This is a genomic window from Halomonas sp. CSM-2 (genome assembly GCF_002119345.1).
Classification (GTDB): Bacteria; Pseudomonadota; Gammaproteobacteria; order Pseudomonadales; family Halomonadaceae; genus Vreelandella; species Vreelandella janggokensis.
Map to the genome: position 1 here is coordinate 17,735 of NZ_NBYR01000024.1, position 24,731 is coordinate 42,465.

22 protein-coding genes are annotated in these 24,731 nt (G+C 59.3%); 8 read left to right on the plus strand and 14 right to left on the minus strand.

Annotation, left to right across the window (positions count from 1 at the left end; all coding sequences use genetic code 11):
* Positions 1-15: 15 nt before the first annotated feature.
* From infB to B7L15_RS17315, 6 genes are all read left to right on the plus strand, one after another.
* Complete coding sequence (gene infB / locus B7L15_RS17290; RefSeq protein WP_085920160.1) at positions 16-2,571, plus strand: translation initiation factor IF-2; 2,556 nt, start codon at positions 16-18, stop codon at positions 2,569-2,571.
* 15 nt (positions 2,572-2,586) lie between these two features.
* On the plus strand, positions 2,587-3,000 hold the full coding sequence (gene rbfA, locus B7L15_RS17295; protein ID WP_085920161.1) for a 30S ribosome-binding factor RbfA: 414 nt from the start codon (positions 2,587-2,589) through the stop codon (positions 2,998-3,000).
* Positions 3,000-3,923: a tRNA pseudouridine(55) synthase TruB gene (gene truB / locus B7L15_RS17300; protein ID WP_085920162.1), complete on the plus strand. Its 924-nt coding sequence runs from the start codon at positions 3,000-3,002 to the stop codon at positions 3,921-3,923. The genes rbfA and truB overlap by 1 nt, the downstream gene beginning before the upstream one ends.
* A gap of 120 nt (positions 3,924-4,043) precedes the next feature.
* On the plus strand, positions 4,044-4,313 hold the full coding sequence (gene rpsO / locus B7L15_RS17305; protein ID WP_066316110.1) for a 30S ribosomal protein S15: 270 nt from the start codon (positions 4,044-4,046) through the stop codon (positions 4,311-4,313).
* Positions 4,314-4,452: 139 nt separating this feature from the next.
* Entirely contained in the window at positions 4,453-6,615 is a 2,163-nt protein-coding gene (pnp, locus tag B7L15_RS17310) for a polyribonucleotide nucleotidyltransferase (protein WP_085920163.1), read from the plus strand.
* Between the two features lie 85 nt (positions 6,616-6,700).
* Positions 6,701-7,870 carry an MFS transporter gene (locus B7L15_RS17315; RefSeq protein WP_085920164.1) on the plus strand — a complete coding sequence of 390 codons (1,170 nt, stop codon included), beginning with the start codon at positions 6,701-6,703 and terminating at the stop codon, positions 7,868-7,870.
* A gap of 72 nt (positions 7,871-7,942) precedes the next feature.
* On the opposite strand, the gene B7L15_RS17320 is transcribed toward B7L15_RS17315, so the two are convergent.
* From B7L15_RS17320 to dksA, 11 genes are all read right to left on the minus strand, one after another.
* Positions 7,943-9,121 (minus strand): acetyl-CoA C-acetyltransferase, encoded by a 1,179-nt coding sequence (locus tag B7L15_RS17320; protein WP_085920165.1) that lies wholly within the window; start codon positions 9,119-9,121, stop codon positions 7,943-7,945.
* 185 nt (positions 9,122-9,306) lie between these two features.
* A complete protein-coding gene (gene panD / locus B7L15_RS17325) occupies positions 9,307-9,687 on the minus strand; it encodes an aspartate 1-decarboxylase (protein WP_027337660.1) in 381 nt (126 codons plus the stop codon).
* 21 nt (positions 9,688-9,708) lie between these two features.
* The gene (gene panC, locus B7L15_RS17330) at positions 9,709-10,575 is read right to left on the minus strand and encodes a pantoate--beta-alanine ligase (protein ID WP_085920183.1); all 867 of its coding nucleotides are present in this window, start codon (positions 10,573-10,575) and stop codon (positions 9,709-9,711) included.
* A 57-nt stretch (positions 10,576-10,632) separates the two neighbouring features.
* On the minus strand, positions 10,633-11,424 hold the full coding sequence (gene panB / locus B7L15_RS17335; RefSeq protein WP_085920166.1) for a 3-methyl-2-oxobutanoate hydroxymethyltransferase: 792 nt from the start codon (positions 11,422-11,424) through the stop codon (positions 10,633-10,635).
* A 135-nt stretch (positions 11,425-11,559) separates the two neighbouring features.
* Complete coding sequence (gene folK / locus B7L15_RS17340; protein ID WP_085920167.1) at positions 11,560-12,066, minus strand: 2-amino-4-hydroxy-6-hydroxymethyldihydropteridine diphosphokinase; 507 nt, start codon at positions 12,064-12,066, stop codon at positions 11,560-11,562.
* A gap of 5 nt (positions 12,067-12,071) precedes the next feature.
* Positions 12,072-13,457: a polynucleotide adenylyltransferase PcnB gene (gene pcnB, locus B7L15_RS17345; protein WP_085920168.1), complete on the minus strand. Its 1,386-nt coding sequence runs from the start codon at positions 13,455-13,457 to the stop codon at positions 12,072-12,074.
* Positions 13,458-14,291: 834 nt separating this feature from the next.
* Positions 14,292-15,680, minus strand: coding sequence for a sigma-54-dependent transcriptional regulator (locus tag B7L15_RS17350; RefSeq protein WP_085920169.1), 1,389 nt, complete (start codon positions 15,678-15,680; stop codon positions 14,292-14,294).
* Entirely contained in the window at positions 15,673-18,606 is a 2,934-nt protein-coding gene (locus tag B7L15_RS17355) for an ATP-binding protein (RefSeq protein WP_085920170.1), read from the minus strand. The genes B7L15_RS17350 and B7L15_RS17355 overlap by 8 nt, the downstream gene beginning before the upstream one ends.
* Positions 18,596-18,772, minus strand: a complete 177-nt coding sequence (locus B7L15_RS19620; protein WP_176243723.1) for a hypothetical protein — start codon at positions 18,770-18,772, stop codon at positions 18,596-18,598. The genes B7L15_RS17355 and B7L15_RS19620 overlap by 11 nt, the downstream gene beginning before the upstream one ends.
* Before the next feature lies 1 nt (position 18,773).
* Entirely contained in the window at positions 18,774-19,673 is a 900-nt protein-coding gene (gene gluQRS / locus B7L15_RS17360; RefSeq protein WP_085920171.1) for a tRNA glutamyl-Q(34) synthetase GluQRS, read from the minus strand.
* Positions 19,674-19,751: 78 nt separating this feature from the next.
* On the minus strand, positions 19,752-20,189 hold the full coding sequence (gene dksA, locus B7L15_RS17365; protein WP_066316091.1) for an RNA polymerase-binding protein DksA: 438 nt from the start codon (positions 20,187-20,189) through the stop codon (positions 19,752-19,754).
* 185 nt (positions 20,190-20,374) lie between these two features.
* Between dksA and B7L15_RS17370 the strand changes: the two genes are divergently transcribed.
* Together B7L15_RS17370 and sfsA are read left to right on the plus strand one after the other, a co-directional pair.
* Positions 20,375-21,535 carry an aminotransferase class I/II-fold pyridoxal phosphate-dependent enzyme gene (locus tag B7L15_RS17370; protein ID WP_085920172.1) on the plus strand — a complete coding sequence of 387 codons (1,161 nt, stop codon included), beginning with the start codon at positions 20,375-20,377 and terminating at the stop codon, positions 21,533-21,535.
* Positions 21,532-22,323 (plus strand): DNA/RNA nuclease SfsA, encoded by a 792-nt coding sequence (gene sfsA, locus B7L15_RS17375; RefSeq protein WP_085920173.1) that lies wholly within the window; start codon positions 21,532-21,534, stop codon positions 22,321-22,323. Before B7L15_RS17370 ends, sfsA begins: the two co-directional genes overlap by 4 nt.
* Here the strand turns inward: sfsA and metW are convergent.
* From metW to B7L15_RS17390, 3 genes are read right to left on the minus strand one after another with little or no spacing between them, the layout of a single operon-like run.
* Entirely contained in the window at positions 22,270-22,863 is a 594-nt protein-coding gene (gene metW / locus B7L15_RS17380) for a methionine biosynthesis protein MetW (protein WP_066316286.1), read from the minus strand. The two genes, sfsA and metW, sit on opposite strands and share 54 nt — an antisense overlap.
* Positions 22,863-24,059 (minus strand): homoserine O-succinyltransferase MetX, encoded by a 1,197-nt coding sequence (gene metX, locus B7L15_RS17385; RefSeq protein WP_085920174.1) that lies wholly within the window; start codon positions 24,057-24,059, stop codon positions 22,863-22,865. Before metX ends, metW begins: the two co-directional genes overlap by 1 nt.
* A 53-nt stretch (positions 24,060-24,112) precedes the next feature.
* Positions 24,113-24,706 carry a YggT family protein gene (locus B7L15_RS17390; RefSeq protein WP_085920175.1) on the minus strand — a complete coding sequence of 198 codons (594 nt, stop codon included), beginning with the start codon at positions 24,704-24,706 and terminating at the stop codon, positions 24,113-24,115.
* Positions 24,707-24,731 lie beyond the last annotated feature (25 nt).

Sequence of the window (24,731 nt, forward strand, 5' to 3'; positions counted from 1 at the left end):
CTGAGGAGGGTCAATATGTCAGATATGACAGTTAAAGATTTTGCAGTAAAGGTAGGCCGCGATGTGCCTCGCCTGCTAGAACAGATGAAAGAAGCGGGTTTGCAGCACGCCTCGGAAACCGATGCCGTATCAGAAGAAGATAAGCGCACCTTGCTTAACTTTCTGAAGAAAAGTCACGGCGGCGATGGCGATGAAAGTGATAGCGGCAAGAGCCGTATTACACTGACGCGCAAAACCCGCAGCCGTATCAAGACAGGCGAGCGCGGCAAAACGATTGAAGTTCAGGTGCGCAAGAAGAAGACGTACGTCAAGCGCTCTGAAGAAGAGAATAAGCCGAAAGCGCCTGAGCCCAAGCATGCTGGCCCGCGTCAGTTAGTCGGTGACATGGCGGAAGCTGAGGCTGAAAGCAAGGCACGCGAGGCGCGTGAAGCGGAAGAAAAAGCCGCTGCAGAAAAAGCCAAGGCGGCTGAAGAAGCGGCGCGTAAAGAAGCCGAACAAGCAGCTCAGGTCGAGGCACAGAAAGCATCTGACGCTCAAGTTCCTGAGCTGCAGATCGACGATACCCCGGCACCTGAAGAAATGCCGCCGGCACCGCCGAAAGAAGGCCGCACCGATCGCCGCACAGCACCGCCCAAGAAATCAGCGGCCAAGAAGAAAGGCCGTCGTGATGACGAGGAAGATCGCGGTGATCGTGAAGAGCGCAAGCGCGGCGCTGGTGGCAAGAAAGCCAAGCGTGCCGAACGCCGCGGCGGTCGTCGTGGTGGTAGTTCAAGCGGTGGTAACGGCAAGCATGGCTTCCAGAAGCCGACCCAGCCGATCGTGCGCGAGGTCTCGATCCCCGAGTCCATCAGCGTGGCGGATCTGGCCGACAAGATGTCGATCAAGGCCAATGAAGTCATCAAGGCGATGTTCAACATGGGCGCGGCGGTCACCATCAACCAGACCATCGATCAGGATACGGCGGCCATCGTCGTCGAGGAGATGGGTCACAAGGTCAAGCTGGTGAAGGACGACGCGCTGGAAACGGAAATGCTCGAAGGCATCTCCTATGAAGGCGACGAGATCACCCGTTCCCCGGTCGTGACCGTGATGGGCCACGTTGACCATGGTAAGACGTCGCTTCTCGATTATATCCGTAAGGCCAAGGTGGCGACCGGCGAAGCGGGTGGTATTACCCAGCATATCGGTGCCTACCATGTGGAAGACGAACATGGCGGCGTTACCTTCCTGGATACGCCAGGCCACGCGGCGTTCACCGCCATGCGTGCCCGCGGCGCCCAGGCGACCGACGTTGTCATTCTGGTCGTGGCGGCGGATGACGGTGTGATGCCCCAGACGGTTGAGGCGATCGAGCACTCCAAAGCGGCGGGTGTGCCGATGGTAGTGGCGGTCAACAAGATCGACAAAGAGGGTGCTGACTTCGACCGCATTCGTAACGAGCTATCGCAGCACGGCGTGATCTCGGAAGAGTGGGGCGGCGATACCCAGTTCGTCCACGTGTCTGCCAAGAGCGGTGATGGCATTGAGGAGCTGCTGGAAGCGATCCAGTTGGTCTCTGAAGTGCTCGAGCTTAAAGCCGTGCCTGAAGCACCGGGTAAAGGTGTCGTGGTTGAGTCGCGCCTGGATAAAGGCCGTGGCCCCGTGGCGACCGTGCTGGTTCAGAACGGTACGCTCAAGAAAGGCGATATCGTCCTGGCCGGGCTGCACTACGGTCGCGTGCGGGCGCTAACCAACGAACTTGCCAAGCAAGTGGACGAGGTGGGCCCGGCCATGCCGGTCGAGATCCAGGGCCTGGACGGTACGCCGGACGCCGGTGACGACTTCATGGTGGTGGCCGACGAGAAGAAAGCCCGCGAAGTGGCCAACTTCCGTCAAGGCAAGTACCGCGAAGTACGCCTGGCGCGTCAGCAAAAGGCCAAACTGGAGAACATGTTCAGCCAGATGGGCCAGGACGAAGTGGCCAAGGTCAACATCGTCTTGAAAGTCGACGTCCAGGGCTCGCTGGAAGCCATCAAGGGCGCGTTGGAAGAGCTCTCCACCGACGAAGTCGAAGTGGCGGTTGTGTCCTCGGGTGTGGGCGGTATCACCGGTACCGATGCCAACCTGGCGCTCGCCTCCGAAGCCATCGTGGTCGGTTTTAACGTGCGTGCCGATGCTGCCGCCCGCGAAATCATCGAACGTGAAGGCCTGGATCTGCGCTATTACAGCGTCATCTACCAGCTGATCGACGAGGTCAAGCAGGCGATGAGCGGTATGCTTGCGCCGGAGTGGAAAGAAGAAATCGTCGGTATTGCCGAAGTACGTGATGTCTTCCGCGCGCCGAAGATCGGCGCGATCGCCGGCTGTATGGTGGTTGAAGGCACCGTGCACCGGAACAAGAAGATTCGCGTGCTGCGTGATGACGTGGTGATCTACGAAGGCGAGCTCGAATCGCTGCGCCGCTATAAGGACGACGTTCAGGAAGTACGTAGCGGCGTCGAGTGTGGCATCGGCGTGAAGAACTACAACGATGTTCAGGTCGGCGACAAGATCGAAGTCTTTGACCAAGTGAAGGTCGAGCGCAGCCTGTAGGGCTGAGGAGCAAGCATGCGCGAATTCAAGCGTACCGACCGGGTAGCCGACCAGCTCCAGAAGGAGCTGGCGGTGCTGATCCAGCGCGAAGTGAAAGACCCACGCCTCGGCATGGTCACGGTCAGCGGTGTCACCGTGAGCCGCGACCTGGGTTATGCTGATATCTACGTCACCCTGTTGGGTGAGCAGGATCCCGAGCGTATCAAGGAAAACCTGAAGGTGCTGAAACGGGCGGCAGGTTTCTTGAGAAGCCAGATTGCCAAGCGCATTAAACTGCGCCACGTTCCCGAATTGCGCTTTCATTTCGATGAAAGCGTGGTGCGTGGCCAACAGCTGTCGTCGCTGATTGACGAAGCGGTTTCAACCGACCGTGCCCGTCAGGAACAGGATGATGAAGGCGCGGATGAGCCAGGCGGGGAGACGCGTTAATGGCGCGTCGCCACCGGGGGTTGCCGGTGAATGGTATTGTTCTGCTGGATAAACCGAAAGGGCTTTCCAGCAACCATGCCTTGCAGCGGGTGCGTCGTCTTTTCGAGGCACAAAAAGCGGGCCACACCGGCACGCTGGATCCGATGGCCACCGGCTTGCTGCCCATCTGCCTGGGTGAGGCCACCAAGTTTTCATCGCACCTGCTGGAAGCCGACAAGGTGTATCGCACCCGGGTAGAACTGGGGACGATAACCGACACGGGGGATGCAGAAGGCGCGGTCATTGAGCAACATGATGTGCCAAGCCTGACGGTCGACGATATTGAGTCGGTATTATCCGGCTTTCGCGGTGAGATCGACCAGGTGCCGCCGATGTACTCGGCGCTGAAGCACGAAGGTAAAAAACTCTACGAGCTGGCCCGCGAAGGGAAGCAGGTTGAGCGTGCAGCGCGGCGGGTAAGCGTGTATGATGCCCGCCTGCTGTCATTTGAAGGCACGGCCTTCGAACTGGAAGTCAGCTGCAGCAAAGGGACCTACATCCGTACCCTGGCTGAAGACATTGGCAAGGCACTGGGCTGTGGCGGCCACATCAGTCAGCTGAGAAGGCTCAAGACCGGCCCTTTCAACGGCGATGCCATGTGGACGCTGGAAGCGCTTGAGGCGTTAGCCGATCAAGCGGCCCGCGAAGCCGAGCTGATGCCGGTTGACGTGCTGGTAGATCATTTGCCGTCGCTTACATTGGACGAACCGGCTTATGGGCGCTTGGCTCACGGCCAGTCGGCCAATGTGGTGTCTGGTAAATCACTGCCACCCGAGGCGCTGGCAAGACTTTATTACGCGGAGGCGTTCATTGGCCTTGGCGTTGTAAAAGAGGGCCAGGAAGTGGCACCCAAGCGGCTGTTAAGTACGGTCGCTATCTCGTAAAGCGTTGCATCAATGCGGCGATTTGCGCGAAAATTGTAGACCTAGAGTAGTAGATTGAGACTGCAAATATGCGTGGTCTCACCCATTCATTGTTAGGCATATTGCTTACTGGAGAGACAGATGGCATTAACCGCTGAAAAGAAGGCCGAAATCGTCAACGAATACGGCCGCGGCGAGAACGACACCGGATCACCTGAAGTGCAGGTTGCACTGCTGAGCGCCAACATCAACGGCCTGCAGGATCACTTCAAAACCAACAAGCAGGATCACCACTCGCGTCGTGGTCTGATCCGCATGGTAAACCAGCGTCGTAAGCTGCTGGATTACCTGAAGCGTAAAGATTTCGAGCGCTATCAGTCTCTGATTCAGAGCTTGGGCATCCGCCGCTAAGTTATTGTTGGCGAAGGTCGAGAAACGGGCAGCTCCTCAGGGGCTGCCCGTTTTCTTGTTTGTGGTAGCCCTATTGCGCGGCAACGCCTAGAATGGTGGCGAGTCCAAACGACCCAAACGAAAAGACAAGTAGCTATTAATGTTAAAGGAAGTCGCCGTGAATCCGGTAAAAAAAACGTTCCAATACGGTCGTAGCACCGTCACGCTAGAAACTGGGCGCATTGCTCGTCAGGCCACCGGCGCCGTTATGGTCACCATGGATGACACCGTGGTGCTGTGTACGGTAGTGGCAAAGAAAGAAGCAAATCCCAACCAGCCCTTCTTCCCTCTTTCGGTTCATTACCAGGAGAAAACCTACGCGGTAGGCAAGATTCCTGGCGGCTTTTTCAAACGCGAAGGTCGTCCCACCGAAAAAGAGACGCTCACCTCGCGTTTGATCGACCGCCCTATCCGTCCGCTGTTCCCCAAGGGGTTCATGAACGAAGTGCAGGTGATCTGTACCGTTCTCTCCACCGATCGCAATCACGATCCGGATATCGCGGCAATGATCGGTACCTCAGCGGCGCTGTCGATTTCAGGTGTGCCGTTTAGCGGCCCGATTGGCTGTGCCCGGGTCGGCTTTAACGAAGAGCAGGGCTACTTCCTGAATCCCACCGTTGAAGAGCTTGCCAGCTCGGAACTGGATATGGTCGTCGCCGGTACTGAAAAAGCCGTGCTGATGGTCGAGTCTGAAGCCAAAGAGCTGCTTGAAGACGAAATGCTGGGTGCCGTGCTGTTCGGTCATCAGGAAATGCAGGTTGCTATCAGTGCGATCAATGAACTGGTTGCAGAGGCCGGTAAGCCGCGCTGGGATTGGCAGCCGCCCGAAGAGAACATGGCGCTGAAAGCGGCCATGGCCGACGCCTTCGAAGCCAAGGTCGGCGAGGCCTATCGAATTACCGATAAAATGGCGCGTCAGGATGCCCTTTCGGCCTTGAAAGACGAAGCAGTCGACCAGCTTGCTGCTGCCGAAGGCGAAGAGACAGAAGGCAAGTTCAGCAAGGACGACGTCAAAGGCGCCTTCGCGGGTCTTGAAAAGCGTGTCGTACGCTCTCGTGTTGTCAAGGGCGAGCCGCGTATTGACGGCCGTGACAATACCACGGTACGTCCGTTGGACATCGAGGTCGGTACGCTGCCCAAGACCCATGGTTCCGCTGTGTTTACGCGTGGTGAGACCCAGGCGATAGCCATTGCGACCCTGGGCACACTGCGCGATTCGCAGCTCATTGAGTCGTTGGAAGGCGAGCGTAAAGACCGCTTTATGCTGCACTATAATTTCCCTCCCTACAGCGTCGGTGAAGCGGGCTTTTTCGGTGGACCGAAGCGCCGTGAAATCGGCCATGGTCGCCTCGCTCGCCGGGGTGTACAGGCCATGCTGCCGGCTGAAGATGCGTTTCCCTATACCATTCGTGTGGTGTCGGAAATTACCGAGTCCAACGGCTCAAGCTCGATGGCCTCAGTCTGCGGCTCGTCGCTGGCCCTGATGGACGCCGGTGTACCGCTCAAGGCGCCGGTGGCCGGTATTGCCATGGGTCTGGTGAAAGACGAAGACGGTTTTGCGGTATTGACCGATATCCTGGGTGACGAAGATCATCTTGGTGATATGGACTTCAAGGTGGCTGGTTCTGAAGAGGGCGTGACCGCCCTGCAGATGGACATCAAGATCGAAGGTATCAACGAAGAGATCATGGAAACGGCCCTGCAGCAGGCTTTGAAAGCACGCCTGGGTATTCTTGAGCAGATGAATGCCGTGATCGCCCAGAGCCGTGCCGAAGTGTCTGAGAATGCTCCATCCATGGCGACGATCAAAATCGCGCCGGACAAGATCCGCGATGTGATCGGCAAGGGCGGCGCCACGATCCGCAAGATCTGCGAAGATACCGGCGCATCGGTTGATCTGGACGATGACGGCACCGTGCGTATCTACGCGGAAGATAAAGCCGCCGCGAAAAAAGCCATTGATACCGTGTTGGCCATTACGGCAGAAGCGGAAATCGGCAAGCTGTACATGGGTAAAGTGGTACGTATCGCCGACTTCGGGGCTTTCGTGAATATCATGCCAGGTACCGATGGTCTCGTGCATATTTCGCAAATTGTTCAGGAGCGGGTTAACAACGTCCGCGATTTCCTGAACGAAGGCGACGATGTGCTCGTTAAAGTCCTCGATATTGATAACCGCAACCGGGTGAAGCTCTCGATCAAGGAGATCACCGAAGAAGAGAAGGCGGCCTTCGAAGCCGACGACGCGGAAATCGCTGATTAATCCAGCGGCAGCGTCGACATCACCGCCCTCGCAGCGTCTCGTTGCGGGGGCGGTAGTGTTTGGGGGCTTAGGAAAGGAGCATGCGATGGAACAGCAAATGGCGCCGCGTTGGTGGGCAGTGGTCGCCGTCATGATGGGGATTTTCCTGTTGGTGACTGCCGAGCAGTTACCGATTGGTCTGCTGCCGCAGGTGGCGTTTTCTATGGACGTTACCCCGGGCATGGCTGGCTTGATGGTGACAGTGCCTGGGGTCGTGGCGGCCTTTTCAGCGCCGCTTCTGCCGGTCGCGGTGGGGCGTCTTGATCGCCGTATCATGTTGACATCACTGATGGGCGTTATGGTGGTCGGTAGCCTGCTGACGTCAATGGCCAGCAGCTTCGTATTGCTATTGGCCTCTCGGGTGCTGGTAGGGCTCAGTATTGGCGGTTTCTGGGCGGTGGCAGGGAGTATTGCCCCGCGTCTGGTGCCCGAGGCCCAGGTTTCCAAAGCGATGACGGTGATCTTTGGTGGTGTCGCGGCGGCGTCGGTCCTTGGGGTCCCGCTAGGAACCCTGTTGGGCGAGTTCAGTAGCTGGCGGGTTGCCTTTGGGGCGCTGGGCGGGTTAAGCCTGTTAACAGCGATGGCGCTGTGGTATTGGCTGCCGCCATTGCCACCCAGCGAGCCGGTTCGTCTGAGGATACTGGCGCAACAGTTCCAGAACCGTGGGGTCAGGGTGGCCGTGCTGACCACCGGCTTGGTGGTGGTGGGGCACTTTGCGGCCTATACCTTTATCAGTCCCGTCCTACAGGACATCAGCGGTATTGCCCAGCGCCACGTAGGCAGCCTACTGCTGCTATACGGGGCGGCAGGCATCCTCGGCAACATAGCGGCAGGCATGTTCGCCGGGCGCCATCCTTACCGAGCGGTGCTGGCGATTCCCAGTCTGCTGCTCCTTGTCGTGGCCAGCTTCCCGGTGCTGGGTGTGCAGCCAAGCAGTGGTGTGATGCTGCTCATGGTATGGGGTGCGGTATTCGGCAGCGTCTCGGTGAGCATTCAAACCTGGATTTTGCGGACGGCGCCCAACACCGAAGCGGCTACCGCACTGATGGCCTTCACCTTTAATTTGTCCATTGGCTTTGGCGCCATGGTGGGCGGCCGCATTGTCGATGGCACCAGTCTGCCGGTCGCCATGTGGGCTGCCTCGGGATTGTTTTTACTGGGCACGCTGCTGGTATGGCTAACGCCGTCGCGGGTTGTGGGAGTGAAGCATCGCTGAGGCAAAAAAATGCCCCCGCTGATGCGGGGGCATGAGAGGCGATACGTCTGTCGCTTAGGCAATTCTCGCTAGCTAGCTTCGCTCAATTGCCAGCGCAACCCCCTGACCGCCGCCGATACACAGCGTCGCCAAGCCTTTTTTCGAGTCGCGGGCGATCATCTCGTGGAGCAGCGTCACGAAAACGCGGCAGCCGGAGGCGCCGATGGGGTGGCCCAGGGCAATTGCGCCGCCATTGACGTTGACCTTGTTGGTGTCCCAACCGAGTTCCTTGTTGACCGAAAGTGCCTGGGCAGCAAAGGCTTCGTTGGCTTCCACCAGATCCAGGTCGTCGAGGCTCCAACCGGCTTTCTCCAGACAGCGGCGGGTGGCCGGTGCCGGGCCGATACCCATGATTGCCGGGTCGACACCGGCATTGGCGTAACCGGCGATCCGGGCGAGCGGCTCCAGGCCGAGCTGCTTGGCTTTTTCCGCCGAGCAGATCATCACCACCGCCGCGCCGTCGTTGAGCGCCGAGGCGTTGCCTGCTGTCACGGTGCCGTCTTTCTTGAACGCGGGGCGCATGCCGCCCAGTTTCTCGGCGGTGACTTCGCGTGGGTTTTCGTCGGTATCAAACACCATCGGGTCGCCTTTGCGCTGGGGAACTTCCACCGGCACGATCTGGCTTTTGAACCTGCCCTCTTTAATGGCGGCCGCGGCTTTCTGCTGCGACGCGGCGGCGAATTCATCCATGGCTTCACGGGTAATGCCGTACTTCTCGGCCAGGTTTTCGGCGGTGATGCCCATATGGTAGTTGTTGAAGGCATCCCACAGGCCGTCATGCACCATGGAGTCAATCGCTTTCCAGTCACCCATGCGCTGTCCGTTGCGCGAGTTGGGCAGCACGTGGGGAGACGCCGACATGTTCTCCTGCCCACCGGCCAGAATCAGCTCGGCATCACCGCAGCGAATCGCCTGAGTGGCGAGGTGCAGGGCTTTAAGGCCCGAACCGCAGACCTTGTTGATGGTCATGGCCGGTACAGCCTCGGGAAGACCGGCCTTGATCGACGCCTGACGGGCAGGGTTTTGGCCCACACCGGCGGTTAGCACTTGACCGAGCAGGACTTCATCGACCTGGTCGGCGGCAACGCCCGTTGATGAAAGAATGTCTTTGATGACGAGTGCGCCCAGGTCACTCGCGGGAATGCCGGCGAGTGACCCTCCAAAAGCGCCTACAGCGGTGCGGCGTGCCGCCACAATGACTACTTCTTGCATAACAGACTCCTGGTCTAAGTAACGCCGTTGAAAAAACGCCAGCGTTTGTATTGAGCGTTGTTGTAACCGTTATCGTCTCAGCGAAGGTCTTGTCTCAGCATAGGGGAAGGATGTGGCTGGCGGCAATACGCTTTTTGATCCAAATGAAAACGGGCCAACTTGTGGCCCGTCAATCATCGTTTCTGCTAGGCAAGCTGGACGGGAATCGCATTGCTGGTGTGGCTGACGTGGTTGCCTTCCTGAAGATACACCAGCGCTGGCTGATGGTTATCCAGCTCGGCTTCCGAGTAATGCGCATAGCTGCAGATGATGATGCGATGCCCCGGAGCGGCAAGATGGGCGGCGGCGCCGTTGATCGAGATCAATCGGGAGCCCTCTTCACCGCGGATGGCGTAAGTGGTGAAGCGTTCGCCATTTTCCACGTTATAGATCTGGATCTGTTCGTTCTCGCGGATGCCCGCCATGTCCAGCAGATCGCCGTCGATGGCACAGGAGCCTTCGTAGTTGAGTACCGCGTGGGTCACGCGGGCCATATGCAATTTGGCTTTGAGCATAATCGTGTGCATGGAAACTCCTAGATAACAAAGCTAGCGGCCAGCGTCAGTTGCAGCCGGCAATTGGACGCTGAGGTTGTCGATAAGCCGAGCCGGGCCGAGATGGGCGGCGGCTAGCAGAACGGCGTGGCGTGTCGAGGGGGTTACTGGGCCAAGCATGGTGTCACGCAGCTCCAGGTAGTCCGGCGTAAAACCCGCATCATACAGGGCCGTGTGACCTCCGTGTAGTACTCGTTCGACAGATTCGCCGCCCTCTAATGCATCGCGCAACTTGCAGAGGGTTTGGTAGAGCGCGGGGGCAATCGCCCGCTCCTCCTGGCTCAAATAACCGTTACGAGAGGACAACGCAAGTCCATCCTCAGCGCGCACAATGGGCACGCCGATAATCTCGATGGGCATGTGCAGGTCGCTGGCCAGCTTACGAATCACCGCAAGCTGCTGGTAGTCCTTTTGGCCAAAAAAGGCTACATCGGGCTGCACCAGGTTAAACAGCATGCTGACCACGGTCGAAACGCCGTCAAAGTGCCCAGGCCGGGAGCTGCCACACAGGCCTTCTCCCATCTCGGGCACATGCACACGGGTCTGGGCGGTTAAACCATTAGGGTACAGCGCGCTGATGGTCGGGCTGAACAGCACATCGCAGCCTGCCTCGGTCAGCTGTGCCTGGTCCGCCTCGAAGGTACGGGGGTAGGCGTCCAGGTCTTCGCCGGGGCCAAACTGCATCGGGTTGACGAACAGACTGGCGACCACCACGTCGGCGTTCGCTCGGGCGCGGGCCACCAGGGCCAGGTGCCCGGCATGCAGGTTGCCCATGGTGGGTACCAGGGCAATCCGTTGGCCGCGTAATCGGTGCTCACGCAGCGTATGGCGTAGCTCGGAGATGTCTCGCAAAGTATGCATAGCAGTCTTGTCGTCGTTCACGGGCATTGTGCTAATACGTTCCCATTGGAACATCGTTTAGAAGCAGTGTTCCGGCGCGGGGAACGTCCGGGTTTTGACCGCCTCGTGGTAGTGCTGAAACGCCGACTGAATGCTGTCAGCGTCGGTCATGAAATTTTTCACGAAGCGTGGCGTGCGGCCATGGGTAACGCCGAGAACGTCGTGCATCACCAGGATCTGGCCGTCGGTATCCGGACCAGCGCCAATACCGATCACCGGCACATCCAGCGCTTCCGTCACCGCCTTGCCCAGACTCGCGGGCACGCACTCCAGTAAAATGATCGATGCGCCCGCCTCAACGAGGATTTTGGCATCATTAATGATCTGTTCTGCCTGGGCGGCTTCGCGGCCTTGTACCTTATAGCCGCCAAGTTGATAGACCGTCTGCGGTGTCAGCCCCAGATGCGCGCAGACAGGGACACCGCGGCGAGTCAGCTCGCGTATGCCGTCGGCCATCCAGGCTTCGCCCTCTACCTTGACGAGCTCGGCACCGGCGCGCATCAAGGCGGCGGCGTCTTCCAGCAAGCGCTCGGTGGTGGCATTGCTCATGAAGGGCAGGTCGACCATCAGCAGGCTATGGCCTTTGCCACGGGCCGTGCAGCGGGTGTGGTAACAGATGTCGTCAATGGTCACCGGCAGGGTGCTGTTATGGCCCTGCAGGACCATGCCCAGCGAATCGCCCACCAATAACACGTCAATACCTGCGTGGCTGGCGGCGTGGGCAAAGGAGGCATCATAAGCGGTCAGGCAACTGAACGTCTCACCGGCGCGCTTGTGCGCCTGTAGCGTGCTCAGGGTGACGGTTTTCATGGCGTGCTCTCATGTTTCTACGTGAGGCCGACGCGACATTGGCGTTCGGCCAGTGTTAACGCCGCCTGACGGCGGACGCTGAGTGGCGTAACCGGCAATTGTTACCTGAATGCGGCCTTGGTGTCGAGATTTGTGTCAGATGGTAGCAGTCGGGGTGACATCGGTATCCATGAGTCGGCGTATCGGTGCGCTATCGAGCTTGGCAAGCCAGTCGCCAAGTGGACGCTGATGAAGACTTAACCCGGGGGCTAGCTCGTAGAGCGGTACAAGGACAAAGGCGCGTACGTGCATATGCAAGTGGGGCAGCTTGAGGCGGGGGGTGTCGAGTGCTAACTGGTCATAAAGCAGCAGGTCTAGATCGAGGGTACGAGGCCCCCAGTGACGACGCCTCTGGCGGCGATGATGCTGTTCCAGTGCCTGCAGTTGGTCAAGGAGCGCAAGTGGCGACAGTGATGTTTGAAGCGCGGCGACGGCGTTAATAAAATCGGGTTGATCCTGGGGGCCCAGAGGGGGAGTGGCATACAGCGAAGAGGCACCGACCATGTCGCTTAGCGGTAGACGGGCAAGCTCGCCAAGCGCCTGGCGAATCTGGTCGGTGGGGTTATCCAGATTGCTTCCCAGGCCGATATAGGCAAACGACATGTGTGTTACTCTTCGCTTTTACGCGGTTTGCGTCGCCGTTTGCGGCGGCGGTCGCCCTGGCTGGCAGGATCGCCGCCCACCTTCTGCAATAGTCGGCGTTGATCGTGCTCGTCGCCAGTCTGGAAGGCGTTCCACCATTCGCCCAGCCCTCTCGGGATTTCCCCTGCCTGTTCGCGCAGCAGCAGCAGGTCATAAGCGGCACGGAAGCGGGGGTGTTCGCGGGTCTGGAACGCTTTTTTACCCCGGCGCAGGGGTAAGCGCCCCTGAAGCTCCCAGATATCGCGCATCGGCATGCCAAAACGTTTGGGGATGGAGATGTGCTGTAGCTGTCGAGTCACGACCTGCTGAGCGGCCGCTTGTAGCGCGGGAATGGACGGCATGCCTTCACTTTCAAGCTCTGCCTGGCGGTGGGCAACCGGGGCCCATAAGAACGCCGCCAGCAAGAAAGCGGGTGTAACGGGGCGGTCTTCGGCAATACGCTTGTCGGTGTTGGCAAGCGCCTTTTCAATCAAATCTTCTGCCCATGCCGCATCCGCCATGGCTTCTTCGGCCTCGGGGAACAGCATGCCAAACAACCCATAATGGCTTAGCATCCTGAAGGTCACTAGTCCGTGACCCGACATGAAGAGCTTGAGCGCTTCATCGAACAGCCGTGCCGGGGGAATGTTCAACAGCAGCGGCGCCAGATCGTACATGGGCGTTTCGGTGTCGGCATCAATCGTAAAGCCCAGCTTGGCGGCAAACCGCACTGCCCGCAGCATGCGAACAGGATCCTCGCGGTAGCGCGTGGCGGGGTCTCCAATCAAGCGAAGCGTCCGCGCCTCAATATCCTTGGCCCCGTTGGCAAAGTCATGGATGGTGAAGTCGGCGATGTTGTAATACAGCGCATTCACGGTGAAATCGCGCCGCAGGGCATCTTCTTCGATATTGCCCCATACATTGTCACGCAGCAGAAGGCCGTCGTCAGATTGCTGGGCGATATGGTCGCCGTGCTCGTCCTGGGGTTTGCCGCGGAAGGTCGTGACCTCGATAACTTCTCGACCAAAGCGCACGTGCACAATACGAAAACGTCGCCCGATCAGGCGCGAATTGCGAAAAAGATCGCGCACCTGCTCGGGTGTTGCATTGGTAGCAACGTCGAAATCCTTGGGCATCTTGCCAAGCAGGGCGTCGCGAATGCAGCCGCCCACCAGATAGGCCTCAAAACCGGCGCCATTGAGGCGGTACAGCACCTTCAGGGCAGCATCACTGATCTGCTGACGAGAAACGGGGTGCTCGGAGCGAGGTATAATGCGTGGGCTAAGCGCGCCTGACGCGCCCTGTTGGGGTTCGAGCAGAGATTTCAATTGCTCTCCCGGACTGAGTAATAAACGGGTAAATCCTTTAAGCATGCGGCGGAATCGACTCGCAGGATATCGAAAAAATGGCCCTAATGTAAGCGACGAGTCGCTGAGTGTAGCCGACCGCTAGAGGCTTGCAAAGCCTTGGCAGGGTTGTGGCATGAGCAAAACCGCTAAACGCAGACCGCTAAACGCAGAAAGGGGAGGCTAATAAGGCCTCCCCTGTAAAAGCGACAATCAGCGTCCGTTGCTGCTGTTTTTCTTCATGATGGCACATCGCCCTGAATACGCACCGCAGTCGGTAGGCGTGGCAATCACGTGGATTCCGACCGCCTCGTATTCAAAACAATAATCCAACCGCGAACTTTTCATCCCCCGGCGAGTTGTTGTTGGGTCCGGGGTGTACACACTGACTACTGTTGTTCTTGTTAGGGCGCAGTCTTTCAGGTGTACGTCGCGTCCATTTTTGGGCACTTGCCGTATGTTGTTGTTGTGTCTAGCGCTTATTTTTCTTAGCGCAAGCAAGTAACGAGATACAAGCCTGTTGTTTTTGTTAGTACCGTTATCTCTGCCTGGCCGTGTTGTTTTTGTTTTGGCTCAGGTCTGGGCGGTGTCATGTTGTTTTTGTTGACGACTTACCGCGTTGCCCAGTTTGTTTTTCTTACCCAGTTATATTGCACTCGCCGTGCCACTCGTAGAATAATTCCGAAAATTCAGCAGGTTGAAATTTTCCGCTATGCCAGGGATCGATCGTGGGAAATAAGTGTTACCCGCTTTGAGCGGTCTTTCGTGTGGGAAGGTAACAGTATGCGGGTAACGAATTCCGTGGATATTTCTTTGGTAAATCAGTGTATTAGACGTTAGTTGTAGGTGCGGTTGAGCTGTTCAGGTAGGGCGGCGTGCCGTCTTCTTGCGCGGTATGCCCAGCCGCTGGCGTCGCTCCCATAGGTTTTTGCGGCTGATCCCCAACTTCTGTGCCAGCTCGGTCTCGCTCATCTGGTCCTGATGCTCAAGTACAAAGTGTTGGAAATAGTCTTCCAATGACAGGTCATCTTCTTCGGTGCCGGATTGAATCGTGTCGGCGCTGGCGGCTGACGGAGGGGAGCTAGCCGCTGGTGTCGGGCGATGCGAAACGGGGGCCAGTCCCAGGTCATCGGGGTGGATCAAATGGCCTTCGGCCAGAATGACGCCGCGTTCCAGGGCATTTTCCAGCTCACGCACGTTGCCGGGCCAGGGGTAGTCACGCAGCTCATGGCGCGCCGCCCGGGATAAGCGCAGCCCTTGGCGTTCGTGGCGCTTGCAGGCCTTGTCGAGCAGGATGTCGGCGATTTCCAGCACATCGTCCTCACGCTCACGCAACGGCGGCAGCTCTATCTGCATGACGTTCAGTCGGTAATACAGGTCCAGGCGAAATTCGCCACTCTTGGAGAGCGCACGAAGGTCGCGATGGGTCGCGGCGATCAGGCGGACATCGACATGGCGGGTTTCCACCGATCCGATTTTGCGAATTTCGCCTTCCTGGAGTACGCGCAGCAGCCGTGCTTGAGCGTCGAGGGGGAGCTCGCCAATTTCGTCCAGAAATAACGTGCCGCCGTCGGCGGCTTCGACCAGCCCGGTACGCGCGGCGCTGGCGCCGGTAAAGGCCCCTTTCTCATGACCAAACAGCTCTGACTCGATCAGCGTCTCCGGGATAGCCGCGCAGTTGACGCATATCAGTGGGGCCTTGGCCCGTTTGCTTTGTTGGTGCAGGGCCCGGGCGACGAGTTCCTTGCCGGTGCCGGACTCCCCCAGAATGAGCACCGTGACATCGGCGGGGGCGGTTTTGCGAATGCGGGTATAGACCTGCTGCATGGCCACGCAGTTGCCGATCATGGTTTGGCGGCCACCTCCGTCATCGGTGATGGCGGGGGGCGGGCTGTGTTGCATTGACTGCTGGTGCAGAATCCGTGCAACGGTTTCCAAAAGCTCTGCGTGGTCAAACGGTTTAGCAACGTAATCCACAGCGCCCTGTTTGAGGGAGTCGACCGCTGAGCGCATGCTGGCATAGCTGGTCATGATCAGAACCGGCGCCGGGGCGGCGGCCTGGATCAGGCGGGTGCCCGGCTCACCGGGCAGGCGCAGGTCGCTGATAATCAGATCAAAGCCGACCAGCTCAAACGTCTCGGCCTCTTCAGCACTGCCCGCTTCGCTGACCTCGTAGTCGTGACGCTCGAGCAGACGCCTGAGCGCACTGCGGATAATGGCTTCATCTTCAACAATCAGAATCCTAGACATGGGGCAGCTGATCATCCTGTTGGAAAAGCGGTAGCCACAAGGTAATGGCCGTGCCGCGAGATGTTCCGGGCGGTGGCGACGCCACCTCTATTCTGCCGTGATGCTCATTGATAATTTGGTAGGCCAGTGATAACCCAAGACCGGTGCCTTCACCGGCCGCTTTGGTGGTAGTGAAGGGCTCGAACAGGTGGTCACGTACCTTGGGGTCAATACCCAGACCATCGTCGGTAATACACCACCATGCCTGATCATCCTGCCTGTCGGCCGTAATGTGCACGCTGCCCTCGGGGCTGCAGGCATCCCGTGCGTTGCCCATTAGATTCACCATCACCTGGGTCAAGCGCTGGGCATCACCTTGCACCACCAGCTCTTCCGCACACGCATTGGTAAAGATGACATCCTCGCCCGAGCGGGCCAGGTGGATCAAGTGCAAGGCATCGTCGGTGATCGTTCTAAGCACGACAGGCGAGCGCGGCATGCCGGGCGAGTCGCGCCCGGCATGGGCAAAGCCGACCAGCGAATTGACGATCTTGGTCACCCGTTCGGTCAACTGCTGAATATGGTCGGCGGTTTCCAGCAAGGCGGGATCCTGAGTGTCATAAAGCAGGTTTTGCGCCAACGACGAGATGCCGGTGATCGGGTTGCCTATCTCATGGGCAACACCCGCTGCCAATTGGCCGATGGAGGCGAGGCGGGCGGCGTGAACCAGTTCATCCTCCAGCCACTTCATCTCGGTGTGATCTTCCACCAGAATGACGCTGCCACCACGGCTGTCATTACCGCTCAGGTCGGCTTTATGCAGGGTCAGGAAGTAGTCTTTATCATGGAGCCTTACCGCTTGTTTATACAACGGTGACGGCCCCTCGTTGAGCACGCTACCCAGCAGCCATGGCCAGGGGGCGGGCAAGCTGTCCCGGCGCGAGCCGATCACGCTTTCACCGCTGATGCCGGACAGCTGGGAAAGCGCTTGATTCCACATGACCAGCTCTTCGTCGTCGCCGAGGACGCAAAGCCCGACGGGCAGGTAAGCCAGCGTTTGACGATGGTGGCGGCGCAGGCCGTCGAGTTCCCGGGCCAGCCCCGTGAGCCGCGAGCGATAGGCTTCCAGGCGGCTTTCCACGAAATGGATGTCATCGGTAATCGGCGCATCGTCGTGCCGGTAGGGCAGGTAACGGTCGACGATGTCGCGCGCCACTGAAGGACCCATCAAGCCGGAAAGGTTTGCCTGGATACGGTCGCGCAAGCGGCGCAGTGCGTAGGGGCGGCGTTCCTGGTGAGTCAGGTTGAGTGCCTTGAGCGCGCGGTCGACTTCACGGTGGGCGGCGTCATCGCCCAGTGCCTGGGCCAGGTGGGCGGAGAAGTCACTCGCTGTGGCGGCTTCCAGCGGCAGGCGTTTCGAGCGAATGACCGCATCCACCGAGCAGGCTTCGGCCGCCGATTTTTCACCTTCCGAGGTGCGAGTGAACAGCGAAACGACAATCAGCAGCAGGATGTTGAGCGATTGAGACAGCAAGGTGACGCTATACCAGATGGGCGCATCCGTGGGTGTCAGCGGTGTCAATGGCAGGGTGGGTGGGGTATAGCCCGCCACCAGGGGCAGCCATAGCCCCCAGAGCCAGACGCCAACGCCACCGATCAGGCCAGCCACCATGCCCTTGCGGTTGGCACCCGGCCAGTAGAGCAGTGCCAGCATGCCTGGCAAACACTGGGCCATGCCGATGAAGGCGGCGAGCCCCAGGCTGGTCAGCGGGTGATGACGGCCAATCCACTGATAAAACAGCCAACCGCTTAAAATAACCCCGATCACCAGCCCCCGGCGCAGCCATAGCAGCCAGCCATACAAGTCGCTACGTGCTTCGGGGGGCCTTGCCACCAATACGATGTGGTTAAGCACCATGCCCGAGAGTGCCAGCGCGATCAGCATCATGGTGCCGCTGGCGGCAGCCAAGCCGCCGATAAACGCCAGCGCACCGACCCACCAGTGCTCGCTCAATGCATAGGCGGCGTAGGCGGTGATGGGGAGTGTCTCGTTGACCGACTGCGCAGCCCACCAGATAAGGGGGACAGGCAACGCCATCAGCAGTAAAAATAACGGCAAGGTCCAGCTTGCCTGCAGCAGGGTTTGCGGTGACAGGCTTTCCGCAAAGGTGATATGAAACAGGTGCGGCATCATGAAGGCGGCGGCAAAAAACAACAGCAGCAGGGTGCGCCATTGGGCGGGATCAAAACGCGCTGTGTGTGCCTGGGCAAGGTAGCCGGGGCCTTCGAGCCATGCCTGCAAGTCGCCAGGGCCGCTGAACACCAGCCACAATGCCACGGCACCCAGCCCCAGCATGGCCAGCAGTTTGACGACCGACTCGATCGCAATGGTGCTCAACAGGCTGTTGTGACGGCTATGCACATGACTATGTCGCGCCCCTAGCATCACCGCTAAAGCGGCGATGGCCGTGCAAAATGCCAGTGCCACGACAGGACCAGCCTGGCTCTGGGTGAAAAGATTGACCGCCTCGCTCATGGTTTTGACCTGAATGCCCAGTAAGGGCAATACCGCGAGCAGGCTGACCAAGGTTACCAGGGTGCCCGCCCAGCGGGAGCGAAAACGAAAGGCGAACAGGTCCGCCAGGGAGGCGAGTTGGTAGGTGCGAGTGATCCGCTGAATGGGGACCAACAACACCGGGGCAAGCAGAAAGGCACCGGCGGCCCCCAGGTAGTAGGCGAGATAGCCAAAGCCGACATTAGCCGCTAGTTCGACGCTGCCATAAATTGCCCAGGCGCTGGCATAAACGCCCAGTGCCAGGGTGTAGACGGCAGGGTGACGGCTGATGCGCAACGGTATCCAGCCCCGTTCCACCGCCAGGGCACAGCCCAGCAGAAGGGCGAGATAGCCCAGGCCGAGAAACAGCGCGCCAAGAACCTCAACGCTCATCCAGTTTCCTCTTCTGATCGAGCCACAGAGTCAGGGCGATCAGCCCACCCCAGATAACAAAGGGCCGATACCAGGCCACGCTCGGGTCGCTCCAGCCATCCATCAGCAAGGGGGAGAGCAGATAGCCGCCAAACACCAGAAACAGCATGATGCGGTAAACGTACATGTCAGGGCTCCTGTGGCAGTTCGCGCTGTGCTGACGGTGACAGTTGTTCGACCGACCAATGCGTCACCGCCCAGTCTAACTGCGTTGTCACCGGTGCTTGGGAAAGGTCATCGGGCGGCGCCTGGTCAAGTGCCTGCAGCGCCCGAAACAGCTGCTGGCGTACGGCGTGCGGCTCGTCGGCCAGCGCAGGTGCAAGGTTCTGCTTGGAAAGCTTCTGGCCCTGCGATGTCACCACCAACGGCAAATGCAGGTAACGTGGCTCGGGAAATGCCAGTGCCACTTGCAGCTGGCGCTGCCAGGGCGTGTTGTCGAGCAGGTCAAAGCCTCTGACAACGTCCGTTATGCCCTGCTCGGCGTCGTCGACCACCACCGCCAGTTGATATGCCCAGAGAGCATCTTTGCGCTTGAGGATGACGTCCCCCAGGGTTTCAGGGTCTAATTGCTGCCAGCCAAACAGGCGGTCGTGCCATTGGATCGGGCGCTTGCCCAGATCGCTGCGCAGCCGCCAGGCGACTGGCTGGGCGGGGTCACTCAGCCCTGTGCGACACCAGCCGGGGTATACCGGATATGCCTGCCATTGTTTGCGCGAACAGCTGCAAGGGTAGGCCAGCCCCTGATCGGCCAGCGTATCGAGCGCCTGCTGATAGGCAGCGTGGCGGTCATGCTGCCAGCGAACGGTCTCGTCCCAATGAAGCCCAAACGTTTCCAACTGGTGCAGAATGGTGCTGTCAGTGCCTGGTGGGCAGCGGGGTGGGTCGATATCTTCAATGCGTACCAGCCAATCGCCGCCCGCCGCGCGGGCGTCCAGGTAACTGCCCAGGGCCGCCACCAGCGAGCCGAAGTGTAGCGGCCCTGACGGCGTGGGGGCAAAACGTCCTCGGTAGCGAAGTGGTTGCGTCATCAACGTCTTCCAGAAACCAAAACGGGCACCACAGGGTGCCCGCATTCCACAATAGCATACAGGTCGATTGTTCCTGGCTTAACCGCCGAGTTGCTTCTCCTTGAGCTCGGCCAGGGTCTTGCAGTCGACGCATAGCGTGGCGGTCGGGCGCGCTTCAAGACGGCGAATACCAATCTCGACGCCGCAGGCTTCGCAGAAGCCGTAATCGTCTTCGTCGATCTTTTCGATGGTTTCGTTAATTTTCTTGAGCAGCTTACGCTCGCGATCCCGAGTGCGCAGCTCAAGGCTGAAGCCTTCTTCCTGGGTCGCCCGATCAGCCGGATCGGCGTAGTTGTTAGCATCTTCCTGCAGGTGGCGTACGGTACGGTCCACCTCTTCCATGAGGTCCTGTTTCCAATCCAACAGCAGCTGGCGGAAGTGCGCCAGCTGTTGGTCATTCATATATTCTTCACCCGTTGCCGGCTCATACGGTGTGAAGGGCTTGGACGCTTCCGGTTTTTTTTCCGCTACTGGCATGGGAGTGCCCCCTACGTATGTGACTACTGATCGACCATGAGCGTGTGTCACGATCTCACGCCAAAGGGATGCTTGTTTAGCTGAAAATTGGCTGCGTTGCAAGCATAATAGGGCGCTTTCTATCATGAACTTGCCTTCAGTGCGACCAAGCTCATGTTTTTACTACCGCTAGGTAAGGAGCCACTATGGCCTGGAATTCACGCGTGAATCATGTCGCACCTTTTCGTGTGATGCATCTACTGGAAATGGCTCAGGCGCGTGAGGCAGCGGGCCATGATGTGATTCACCTTGAAGTAGGGGAGCCGGATTTCGCTACCCCTGCGCCGGTGGTGACCGCGGGCCAGCAAGCATTGGCGACTGGCAAAACCCGCTACACGCCTGCCGCTGGCCTGCCCGCATTGCGCGAGGCCATTGCCGGCCATTACGCGGAGCACTTCAATGCCTCGGTGGACCCCGCGCGGATTCTGGTCACCCCTGGCGCATCGGGGGCATTGTTGTTGGCCAGTCAACTATTGGTCGAGACAGGCGACCGGGTAATGATGGCCGATCCCAACTATCCGTGTAATCGTCATTTCATGGCCCTGGCCGGTGCCGACGTCGATGCTATCCCGGTTGGTCGTGAAAGCGGCTGGCAGTTGGACGCTGCGCTGGTCAAGCGGCACTGGCAAACCAATACGCGGCTGGCGATGTTGGCATCCCCCTCCAATCCGACCGGTCATACGTTGAGTGCCGATGCCTTGCAATCGGTATTCAAGGCGGTGTCCGAGCGTGGTGGCGAGGTGCTGGTCGACGAGATCTATCAGGGGCTGAATTACGACGACGCGCCTCTTTCGGCAACGTCGTTGTCTAGCGACGCCTTTGTGGTCAACAGCTTTTCCAAATACTTCGGCATGACAGGCTGGCGCCTGGGCTGGCTGGTGGCCCCTGAACACGCGATCGAGCCGCTCACCAGGCTTGCCCAGAACGTGTTTCTTGCCGCTCCCACGCTTTCCCAGCACGCAGCATTGGCTGCCTTTACCCCCGAGTGTCGCGATATTCTCGAGACTCGGCGGACGACGCTCAAGCAGCGCCGTCAGGTATTGCTTGAGGGCCTGGCGCAATTAGGGCTGGCGCCGGATTTGCCGCCCCAGGGGGCGTTTTATCTGTGGCTGGACATCTCCCGCTATAGTCGTGACAGCCAGGATTTTTGCGAACGGCTTCTGCGTGAGGAGAACGTGGCGATCACCCCGGGTATCGACTTTGCCGTTCAGGGCGGCGAGCATCATGTGCGTATTGCCTTTACCAACGACGTCGAGCGGCTGGAAGACGCCGTGGAGCGCATCACCCGCTTTGTGAGCCGTCTATGAGCCTTGCCTGCCAGGGCTTGGTGCCCGGTACCTTGCTGCGGCGCTACAAGCGCTTTCTGGCCGATGTGCGCCTGGATGATGGCCGGGACGTCGTCGCCCATTGTCCCAACACAGGCTCGATGAAGGCGGTCAATGTGCCCGGTTGCCGCGTATGGCTGTCGCCAAGCGATAACCCGAAACGCAAGCTGGCCTGGACCTGGGAGTGGATCGAGCTGCCGCAGCCGGATGGCACGGTGGCACTGGCTTCGGTGCATACCGGGCGTGCCAACCGCATTGTGGAGGCGGCCATCGAGGCGGGCGATATCGCGCCGCTGGCTGGCTATCAAACCCTCAAGCGCGAGGTGAAAATAACCGATGCACGGCTCGACTTTCGCCTGGATGACCCTAAGCTTGGTAATGCTTACATCGAAGTAAAGCAGGTGACGCTGAGAGAGTCTGATGGCCATGGCTATTTCCCCGACTCGGTCAGCGTACGAGGCACCCGGCATCTGCGTGCGCTACAGGCGCTGGCCGAGCAGGGCGAGCGGGCGGTGCTGCTGTTTTGTGTCGCCCATGAAGGCATCTGTGACGTGGCGCCCGCGGCGCATATCGACCCTGCTTATGCCGCGGCGCTGGGTGAGGCGGCGCAAGCAGGGGTCGAGGTGTTGGCGTACGGGATTGAGGTGCAGCGGGCTGCGGCAAGCCCCACGTTCGTGCGTTTATCGCGGCCCTTGCCGATACGCTGGCCAGATTCGCTAGCGACGGCGAACGCGGAAAATGGCGATTTCACCGAACAGGTTGGGCCATAGCCGGGAAGTCCAATGCCCACGGTGGTCACCCACGCCCACGGCGCGATCCACAATCACCATGCCTTTTTCACGGCACAGGTGCTCAAAGTCGTTGAAGGTGGAGAGATGAATATTGGGGGTGTCGTACCAGGCGTGAGGCAGCGACTTCGAGACCGGCATGTAGCCCCGCAGGCCCAGATGAATGCGGTGACGCCAATAGGCAAAGTTGGGAAACGTGATGATGCCCTCTTCGGCAACGCGCAGCATTTCATCGAGCATTTTATCGGGGCGACGCAAGGCCTGCAGGGCCTGGGTCATGATCACCTGATCGTAGCTGTTGTCGCAGAAGCTACCCAGGCCATCGTCAAGGTTATGCTCGATGACGTTGACGCCGCGGGCTACGCAGCCGGTAATGCCGTCGTGATCGATTTCGAGCCCATAGCCGGTCACGCCTTTGTGCTGGGCCAGCGCTTCGAGCAGTACGCCATCACCGCAGGCCAGGTCCAGCACGTGCGCGCCTTCGGGGACCCAGTCATAAATCAGTTCCAGATCAGCGCGCATCATGGTGTCTCCTCTGCATCCGGATGAGCGAGGTTAAGCTCGCGGGCCGCGCGGTTCATGAAGGCGCCGAATACTGCTTCGTAGCGTGGTTCGGGTAACAAGAAAGCGTCGTGGCCATGGGGCGAGTCGATATTGGCGTAGCTCACCGGTTTGCCCGCACGAGTGAGGGCGTCGACCAACTCCCGAGAGCGTGGCGGCGGAAAGCGCCAGTCAGTCGTGAAGCTGACAATCAGGAACGGACACTGAGCCGGGGAGAGGGCGTTGGCGAGGTCTCCGCCCTGCGTGGCCGCCGGGTCGAAGTAATCCAGTGCCTTGGTCATCAGCAGGTAGGTATTGGCGTCAAAAGCGGTGGAAAACGTATCACCCTGGTAGCGCAGGTAGGACTCCACCTGGAATTCGACGCCGAAGCCGAAGTTCAAGTCGTTGCTGCGCAGGTCACGGCCGAACTTGCTGCCCATGGCGTCTTCGGAAAGATAGGTGATATGGCCCACCATACGAGCCAGCTTCAGCCCACGCTTGGGCACGGTATTATGTTCGGCGTACCAGCCGTCAAAAAAATCCGGGTCGGAGCGAATCGCCTGTCGCGCGACTTCATTGAAGGCGATGTTCTGCGCTGACAGGCGTGGCGTCGCGGCGATGACCACCGCATTGGCAACCCGGTCAGGGTAGGTCATTGTCCATTCCAGCACCTGCATACCCCCCAGGCTGCCACCCACAGCTGCCGCCCAGCGCTCGATCCCCAACTGATCGGCCAGGCGAGCCTGGCTGGCCACCCAGTCACTCACCGTGACCATGGGGAAGTCGGGTCCCCACTGGCGTCCGGTGTCGGGATTGTGGCTCACCGGACCGGTGCTGCCATGGCAGCCGCCCAGGTTGTTCAGGGACACGACGAAAAAGCGGTTGGTGTCGATAGGTTTGCCGGGGCCGATGTGGGCATCCCACCAGCCGGGTTTGCGGTCTTCCTGACTGTGATAACCCGCCGCATGATGGTGGCCGGACAGGGCATGACAGATCAGTACCGCGTTGCTTCGTTCGGCGTTAAGGGTGCCGTATGTCTCGTAAATCAACTCATACTCGGGCAGTACCTTGCCGCAGGCGAGCGAAAGCGGTGTGTCGAACTTGGCGACATTCGGAGTGACCAGCCCGACGGAATTCGTCGGCCGGTCTTCAAAAGCAAGCGTGTCTGAATCGGGCATCGAAAGCGTTAGTCCTGCTGAGTCAGTCGTCGTAAATAAGCCATTGCGAGTGATTACAGGCCGACCAGGGCGCCGGAAATGCCGGCCGCGCGAATCAGTGAGCCAACCAGTAGCCCATCCACCAGATTAATGGCGATAAATACCACAATGGGAGATAAATCAATCATGCCTAGCGGCGGGATGACTTTGCGTACCGGCGCCATGATGGGCTCCACCAGCTGCATGACCAAGAGCGCGCCTGGGTGGCTAGCGTTGGGGGCGACCCAACTTAGGATGATCATCACGATCAAGGCGAAGAAGTAAATCTTCAGGATGGCGTTGGCCAGCGCGGCGATGCCAGCGATCAACAGGCCTGTAACAGGCGGCATGCCAACGCCGATGACCATGAAAATGGCGATAATGCTGAGGACCTTGAGGACAAACCCTGCCGCCAGTGTCGCAAGATCAAAGCGACCGGCGACCGGCCCTAGAAAGCCCTGGAACAGGCCCACGACCGGCTGGGTAATCTTGACCACTGTCTGGCTCATGGGGTTGTAATAGTCGGCCCTTGATGCCTGCAATAAAAATCGCAGCATGAGTAAAAACAGATAAATGTTAATCAGCGAGTTAACCAGCATTAACCCGGCGCTGCCCAATTCGTTGCCCATGGCTGTTTCTCCTATAAAATCCGCT